At 68.1% G+C, this 5355-nt stretch carries 4 protein-coding genes and 1 pseudogene; 1 reads left to right on the forward strand and 4 read right to left on the reverse strand.

The window, feature by feature from the left end; genetic code table 11:
- The 4 genes and pseudogenes from DSP71_RS24420 to DSP71_RS20330 all read right to left on the reverse strand — a co-directional run.
- Positions 1-288, reverse strand: a pseudogene (locus DSP71_RS24420) (permease); the annotation flags it as partial.
- Complete coding sequence (locus DSP71_RS20320; protein ID WP_046748454.1) at positions 285-980, reverse strand: ABC transporter ATP-binding protein; 696 nt, start codon at positions 978-980, stop codon at positions 285-287. The gene DSP71_RS20320 and the pseudogene DSP71_RS24420, both read right to left, overlap by 4 nt.
- A 101-nt stretch (positions 981-1081) precedes the next feature.
- Complete coding sequence (locus DSP71_RS20325; protein ID WP_113681913.1) at positions 1082-2161, reverse strand: GNAT family N-acetyltransferase; 1080 nt, start codon at positions 2159-2161, stop codon at positions 1082-1084.
- A 111-nt stretch (positions 2162-2272) separates the two neighbouring features.
- A complete protein-coding gene (locus tag DSP71_RS20330; protein ID WP_061017650.1) occupies positions 2273-2557 on the reverse strand; it encodes a hypothetical protein in 285 nt (94 codons plus the stop codon).
- Between the two features lie 528 nt (positions 2558-3085).
- On the opposite strand from DSP71_RS20330, the gene DSP71_RS24425 reads away from it, so the two are divergent.
- A partial coding sequence (locus DSP71_RS24425) for a chromosome segregation SMC family protein (RefSeq protein ID WP_258546581.1) occupies positions 3086-5355 on the forward strand: 2270 nt, incomplete at its 3' end.

The following is a 5355-nucleotide window of genomic DNA, read 5'->3' on the forward strand; positions in this document are numbered from 1 at the left end:
ACCGAGCAGACGGAGCGTGGAGAGTCGTTCGTCGCGTCGACGCGCGGAGAGTCGAGCTGCCGCTCCGCCGACGGACATCAGCGGGACGACCAGCAGCACGAGGGCGATGGCCGCAAGGGCTTGATACAGAGGAGCGAACTCGTCGGTCCATCCCCAGAACGACTGCGCCCCGCCGATGACGGTGAGAACCAGCGTCGTGACCACGGCGAAGGCGACGACCGGCAGAGCGATAACGCTGCCCTGACCGGGAGCGGGGCGAAGCAGGAGGGTGAGCACATTGCGGTTCATGCGGTCACCGCCGACGAGATGATCCGTCCGTCGCGCACTGCGATCGTTCGCGTGCACCGAGCGGCGACCTCGGCGTCATGCGTGACGACGACGAGGGTGCGGCCCTGTCCGGTCGTGGACCACAGGAGCGCGTCCATGACCTCCGAGGACGTGGTGGAGTCCAGCGCTCCGGTGGGCTCGTCCGCGAAGACGACCTCCGCGCCGGTGGCTTGGGCGCGTGCGATGGCGACGCGCTGTGCCTGCCCACCCGACAGCTCGCCGATCCGGCGGTCCTCCATCCCGGCGAGTCCGAGAGCCGCCAGCCAGGATGCCGCGTGCTGCACGGCGTCCTGACGTCGGATGCCGTTGATCATCGAGGCGAGGGCCACGTTCTCCACCGCGGTCAGCTCGGGGATGAGAAGGCCCTGCTGAAAGACGAACCCGAACTTCTCGCGTCGCAGTCGTGAGCGCGCTGACTCTCCGAGCGCGGTGACCTCGATAGCGGATCCCTCGGCGGGGCGGAAGACGACTCCGCCCGCGTCAGGTGCGGTGATCCCCGCCAAGACGTGGAGGAGAGTGGTCTTACCCGAACCCGAGGCTCCCATGATGGCGACGGACTCACCGCGATGGATGGCGAGGTCGACGCCTGCGAGGGCGCGTGTCGACCCGAAGTTCTTGCTGAGGGCGTGGGCTTCGATCACGGGGATGTTCATGATTCCAGCCTCGCCGTCCCGCCCGGCTCGGTCGTCGCCCGGGCGGATGACGGTGCGGGCTCGACGTCATCCCGGAGAATGAGATCGGGCCCGCACCCTCGTCAGAGCTTCTTCTGCCATGCCCCGGCGTAGGAGACCGGCACGAAGCCGATGGCCTCGTTGATGTTCAGCATCGGCCGGTTCTCCTCGGCGTTGAAAGTGGAGACGACGGTCGACTCAGGCATCAGCTCGCGCCAGCGGAGCAGGTTGGCGCATTTCACGATGGTTCCCAGACGATGGCCACGGTGGTGCTTGCTCACCAGCGTTCCGAACTGGTGCGTCACACCCGTGCGATCGGCGGCGATGAGGAGTTCGTTGTACGCGACGATGGTCCCGGACGGGACATGACGCACTGCCGCCACGGAGACAGCCTGCCCGGCGCCGAGCAGTCGCGCCTCACGCCGCACCACCCGCTCGGCGTCCCAGACCTCTTCGACGAAGTCCATGTCGCCGCTGGGTGCGTCCGTGGACAGCCGGGCGAGCACAGCGGCGAACCCTGCCCTCAGCTCCGGAGGCGTGGGCATGTCCCATTCGAGCAGTGCGTAGTCTTCGCCCGCCAGAGCGATCGCGTCGCTCAGGGCCGCGCGAAGCAGTTCCGGGTCGCCTCGGAGGTCGTACTCACTGTTGCGCTCCACCTGCTCGAGGACGAAACCGCGTGCCTCCACGAGGTCGGAGAGCGGCGTCGCCGGTACGCGCCCCCACCCCGTGCGGGGAACCAGCATCCGTTCGCTCTCCTCGGGACGGTGCAGACTCCAGATCTGCAGGACACTCCGACCGTGCGCGCGCGCTTCCGCCTCCGCTGTGTCGAGGAGCGCCTCTTCGACGCCACGGCCCCAGTGGGCCGACGGAACCAGCAGGTCGATCTCCGCGGCGTGAGCATCGGCTTCCTGCGCGAAGGAGATCGTCACCATGCCGACGATGCCGCCATCGATCCGGGCGACGAAGCCCACGTCGAGTGCGTCCGTGTCATCCTGCCAGTTCGGCAGCATCTGAGCGGCGTCAGGCGCGAGGTCGGGGAGACCCACCTGCTCATCGCAGACGCGCCTGTTGAGCTCGCCGAAGGCGAGGAACTCGGCGGCATCCTCGCTCTGGAGGCTGGCCGGGACGACCAGCGGCGTGATCGTGGTTTCCATGGTCTTCATGTCTGTTCTTCCGTGCGGGGTGTGTGGAGGGGATTGTGATGGGACGGCGCCCGCTCGCGGGTGAGGCGAGCGGGCGCCGTCGCGGAGATGCTCGTCACGGCCTCGACGGTCTCAGCGCATGCCGCGCTGCATGTCGTACGTGAGCAGGGCGTACGACTCTGCGGCGGAGCGATGACGCTGCTCGCCGAGGAGGAACAGGTCGGCCGGATCGATGCGCAGGCCGCGACGGGTGTGCCGCGGACGCTGTGCCCTCTGGAAGAGCCAGAGGCCGATCCTGAGGGAGAGACGATCTGCCATCGAAAGGCGACGCAGTTCATCGGGGCGGGGAATCTGGAGGACCTCGTGGTCCTCGATATCGGGCGGGTGGATGTCGCTGCGGTGCAACGTGGTGTTCACGGTGGTTCCTTCGGAAGTGATGGTGATGATGGGTGCGGAAGCACCGCACGTCGGCTGCGGATGCAGCTGCGAACGGTGCGGGAGAGCAGGCGTCGACGCAGGCCGAAGAGGCGGCCAGCGGATGCGGGATGTGCCGAGATCTGCGGGGCAGATCTGCGGAGGGGGCGCGAGAGAAACGGCCGGACTGGACCTACGGGAGGTCTGGAGAGTCGGGTTGCGGTTCTACGAGAGAGCGCTCATGCGGACGCCGGCGGTTACCGAGAACGCAGGGCGCGGCGCAAAGTGCGCGGGCGCGGCGAGGCCAGTGGCCTGTGCGTTGAGCTGAGTCGTAATCATCGGTAACCTCCTTTCGTGTGGCGATCCGGAGGCCACCGTAGCGAACCCGCGAGAGCCACGTCAAGCACATACTGTTCCGCTCGGCGTGTCGCCGGCCTCTCGAGTTCGCCGTCGACCCGCGCGGGATGAGGCTCCAGGCCCGGAATTCCGGTAGCGTAGCCGCGTGATTCTCCCCGGACGAGCGGTGCCCGTATGCATCTGAAGAGCCTGACGCTCAAAGGGTTCAAGTCGTTCGCGCAACCGACGAGCTTCGTCTTCGAGCCCGGGGTCACCTGCATCGTCGGGCCGAACGGTTCCGGAAAGTCGAACGTCGTCGACGCGCTCGCCTGGGTGATGGGCGAACAGGGTGCGAAGACTCTCCGCGGCGGGAAGATGGAAGACGTCATCTTCGCCGGCACGTCGACACGCGGTCCTCTCGGTCGGGCCGAGGTGCAGCTGACGATCGACAACTCCGATGGGGCGCTGCCGATCGAGTTCGCAGAGGTGACGATCAGTCGCACCCTGTTCCGCAACGGTTCGAGCGAGTACGCCATCAATGGCGAGGGCTGTCGTCTCCTCGACGTTCAAGAGCTTCTGAGCGACTCGGGACTCGGACGCGAGATGCACGTCATCGTCGGCCAGGGACGTCTCGACACCGTGCTGCAGGCGTCGCCCGAGGACCGCCGAGGATTCATCGAGGAAGCAGCGGGAATCCTCAAGCATCGACGTCGCAAGGAGAAGACGCTCCGCAAGCTCGATGCGATGGAGACGAATCTCACCCGATTGAGCGATCTCGCGGGCGAGATCCGGCGGCAGCTCAAGCCTCTGGGAAGACAGGCCGAGATCGCGCGCGAGGCGCAGACCATCGCCGCCGTGGTGCGTGATGCCAAGGCGCGCCTCTTCGCGGACGACGTGGTTTCTCTGCGTGCCGCTCTCGCTGACCACACTCGGACCGAGCACGAGCGCCACACCGAGCGTCTCGTTCTGTCCGACCAGGCGGAGACGGTTCGCGCGAGCATCGCGCGACTCGAACAGGATCAGAATTCCGTCGCCGTGGACGAGGCGCGCAGCGTGGCGTTCGGTCTCGAGCAGGTGCAGGAGCGGATGCGCGGGCTCTACACGCTCGCGAATCAGCGCCTCGCGCTGCTCGGCACGGACGACGACGATGCCGCGGTCACCGCGATCACCGTGACACAGGCCACGATCGACGAGGCGAGAGACGAGATCGACACGATCTCTGCGGGACTGGGTGACGCCCAGGACGCGGCAGCCGCCGCGAGCCGAGAGGTCGTGCACGCGCGCGCGGAACTCGACACCCTCGATGTCGACATCGCCGAGCAGAGCGCGCTCGTCTCCCAGTACGACATGCGACTGTCTGCCTTGCGGGGATCCGCCGAGGCTGCGGCGTCAGCTCTCGCCGCGGTCCGAGGGGCGGTTCTCCGCCAGGAGAACGCCCTCGAGGCCGCGAACGCTCGTCGGCGGGAAGCGGCTGAGGCACTGGAGTCCATCGACGACGCCGAGGCACCGGAGGGTACGGCCGTCGAGCATGCGGCGGCATACGAGAGCGCGCAGCGGGCCGCCACGGCGGCGGAGACCGAGCGCGAGTCGCTCCGGGAGCGTCTGCACTCGGCTGAGCGTGAAGTCGACTCCTTGACCGCCAAGACATCCGCGCTGAGCAGCGCTCTGGCGCTCTCCGGCGGTGCGGCGGAGATCGTCAGCGCCGGAGGACGTGGCGTCCGCGGCCTGGTCGGCGATGCCGTGCAGGTACGTGCCGGCTATGAGGCGGCGGTGTCCGCGGTCCTCGGGCCGCTTGCGGAGGGCGTGCTCATCGACACGGCGTCTGATGCCTTCGCGATGGCCGTCGAATCGGCGCAACAGCGCAGGGGAGTGGTGGACTTCGTCATCGCCGACTCGCCGCGACCGCACGCGGCGTTGCCGTCCCTGGCAGGCGTCGTGCCCGCCGTCGACGTCGTTACCGCCCCCGAGGGAGTGCTGGGCATCCTGTCGCATGTGCTGATAGCGGATGACCTCGACTCGGCCAGAGCGGCGCGGTCTGCACTCGATGCGAAGGGGGACACCGGGACCACCATCGTCACCCTCGGCGGAGACGTGATCACGGCTCAGACGCTTCGCACCGGCTCGGGCGGTGAGCGCTCGCGTCTCGAGCTCGCGGCTGAACGCGATGCCGCAGCCGAACGCTTGGCGGAGATCCGGATCGTGGCGGACTCGCTCCGTGAAGCTCGTCGGGATGCCGACGAGGCGGTCGAGACCACGAGACGGCAGGCCAAGGAGGCTCTTCGAGCGCTCCGCGAACACGACGCTGCCCTCGCCACGCACGCGGAGCAGGTCAACCGGATCACCGTGCGACACGAATCCGCCGTCGCGGAGTGCGAGAGGCTGGAGACCGGGCTCGCGCAGGCGCAGTCCGCCGTCTCCGAGGCGGAGGAGAAGGCGGAGGCGGCGAAAGCGGCATTGGACGAAGC

Source organism: Microbacterium sp. H6 (assembly GCF_003314775.1).
GTDB classification, from domain to species: domain Bacteria; phylum Actinomycetota; class Actinomycetes; order Actinomycetales; family Microbacteriaceae; genus Microbacterium; species Microbacterium oxydans.

Coding starts and splice junctions, on each gene's coding strand:
- DSP71_RS20320 (WP_046748454.1), bottom strand. CDS start 980: ATGAACATCCCCGTGATCGAAGCCCACGCCCTCAGCAAGAACTTCGGG.
- DSP71_RS20325 (WP_113681913.1), bottom strand. CDS start 2,161: ATGAAGACCATGGAAACCACGATCACGCCGCTGGTCGTCCCGGCCAGC.